At 53.7% G+C, this 2,500-nt stretch carries 2 rRNA genes (1 of these 2 cut by a window edge); both read right to left on the reverse strand.

The window, feature by feature from the left end:
- Positions 1-115: 115 nt before the first annotated feature.
- Positions 116-230 (reverse strand): 5S ribosomal RNA (gene rrf, locus J2X53_RS22270).
- 155 nt (positions 231-385) lie between these two features.
- Positions 386-2,500: ribosomal RNA gene (locus J2X53_RS22275) — 23S ribosomal RNA — on the reverse strand (it continues 735 nt past the right edge of the window).

Below are 2,500 nucleotides of genomic sequence, written 5' to 3' on the forward strand. Positions count from 1 at the left end.
CCTTCAGGTTATGAGCCTGACGAGCTACCGGGCTGCTCCACCCCGCGTCCGGCCCGAGGGCAATATTTGCGATCGGGTATTTGTATCGTATTGAGAGAATTGTGTCTCTTTTTAGGTTTGGCGGTGACCTACTCTCCCACGTCTTAAGACGCAGTACCATTGGCGCGACGGCACTTAACGGCCGAGTTCGGGAAGGGATCGGGTGTTTTGCTCGTGCTATGACCACCAAACCGAAGAAGAGACACGGCGGACTGGATGGTCTCCAGATCCGCCTTTAACATCAGTGTTGTTCCAGGTCTTGTACACGTTGTTTTGGTGTATGCGTTTTGACTGTCCAGGCGAGGGATGCTTCGGGTTTCGAAGCTTTACCTTGCTGTTACTGGATCAAATCAAGCCTATCGAGCAATTAGTACCAGTCAGCTGAATGCATTGCTGCACTTACACCTCTGGCCTATCGACGTGGTGGTCTTCCACGGCTCTCAAGGGAGATCTTGTTTTGAAGGGGGCTTCCCGCTTAGATGCCTTCAGCGGTTATCCTGTCCGAACATAGCTACCCAGCACTACCGTTGGCACGATAACTGGTCCACCAGTGGTTCGTTCACCCCGGTCCTCTCGTACTAGGGGCAACTCTTCTCAAATCTCCTACACCCACGGCAGATAGGGACCGAACTGTCTCACGACGTTCTAAACCCAGCTCACGTACCTCTTTAAATGGCGAACAGCCATACCCTTGGGACCTGCTCCAGCCCCAGGATGAGATGAGCCGACATCGAGGTGCCAAACGATGCCGTCGATATGGACTCTTGGGCATCATCAGCCTGTTATCCCCAGAGTACCTTTTATCCGTTGAGCGATGGCCCTCCCACTTGGGACCACCGGATCACTATGACCGACTTTCGTCTCTGCTCGACTTGTCAGTCTTGCAGTCAGGCAGGCTTCTGCCATTGCACTCAACGACCGATTTCCGACCGGTCTGAGCCTACCTTCGCGCGCCTCCGTTACTGTTTGGGAGGCGACCGCCCCAGTCAAACTCCCCACCATGCAGGGTCCCGGATCCGGATAACGGACCGCGGTTAGACATCAAGAAGGCGAAGGGTGGTATCTCAAGGTTGGCTCCACAAAGACTAGCGTCCCTGCTTCAAAGCCTACCACCTATCCTGCACATCACATTCCTGATGCCAGTGCAAAGCTGGAGTAAAGGTTCATGGGGTCTTTCCGTCTAACCGCGGGTAGTGTGCATCTTGACACACAGTTCAATTTCGCTGAGTCCACGTTAGAGACAGCGGGGAGATCGTTACGCCATTCGTGCAGGTCGGAACTTACCCGACAAGGAATTTCGCTACCTTAGGACCGTTATAGTTACGGCCGCCGTTTACTGGGGCTTCAATTCAGAGCTTGCACCCCTCCTTTTAACCTTCCAGCACCGGGCAGGCGTCAGACTGTATACGTCGCCTTACGGCTTCGCACAGCCCTGTGTTTTAAGTAAACAGTCGCCACCCCCTAGTTTGTGCCCCCCACCTCTACTTGCGTAAAAGTGGGGCCTCCTTCTCGCGAACTTACGGAGGCATTTTGCCGAGTTCCTTTAACGTGGTTCTCTCAAGCGCCTTGGTATACTCTACCAGTCCACCTGTGTCGGTTTAGGGTACGGTCTGATGGAGGGCTATTTCCAGGGACCTGTAGGCAGCCCACCCAATCCGATAAGGGCAAACTACGTTTCAGATCCGTCACTTCCTCCTGGCCACGGAATATTAACCGTGTTCCCATCGACTACGCCTTTCGGCCTCGCCTTAGGGGCCGGCTTACCCTGCTCAGATTAGCTTTAAGCAGGAACCCTTGGACTTTCGGCGAGGGGGTCTCTCACCCCCTTTGTCGCTACTCATGTCAACATTCTCGCTTCTGATCTCTCCACCGGATGCCTTACAGCCCGGCTTCACAGAAAGAACATTGTCTCCGTTGACCCCTAAGGATCAAAAGAGACAGCGTTCTATATCACAGAACGCTCCGCTACCACGCATATTGCTATGCATCCTGAGCTTCGGCTCGTGGTTTGAGCCCCGTTACATCTTCGCCGCAGGACAGCTTATCTAGACCAGTGAGCTGTTACGCTATCTTTAAAGGATGGCTGCTTCTAAGCCAACCTCCTGGTTGTTTTGGCCGTCCCACATGCTTTCCCACTTAACCACGAATTAGGGGCCTTAGCTGCAGGTCAGGGTTGTTTCCCTCTTCACGACGGACGTTAGCACCCGCCGTGTGTCTCCCGGATAGTACTCTTGGGTATTCGGAGTTTACTTAGACTCAGTAAGGCTGTGGGCCCCCATCATCCATGTAGTGCTCTACCCCCCAAGGTATTCGTCCGAGGCGCTACCTAAATAGCTTTCGCGGAGAACCAGCTATCTCCAAGTTTGATTGGCCTTTCACCCCTAGCCACACGTCATCCAGACCCTTTTCAACGGGTGTTGGTTCGGACCTCCAGTAAGTGTTACCTTACCTTCATCCTGCA

The organism is Pseudotabrizicola sp. 4114 (genome assembly GCF_031457365.1).
In the GTDB taxonomy this organism is placed as follows: domain Bacteria; phylum Pseudomonadota; class Alphaproteobacteria; order Rhodobacterales; family Rhodobacteraceae; genus Pseudotabrizicola.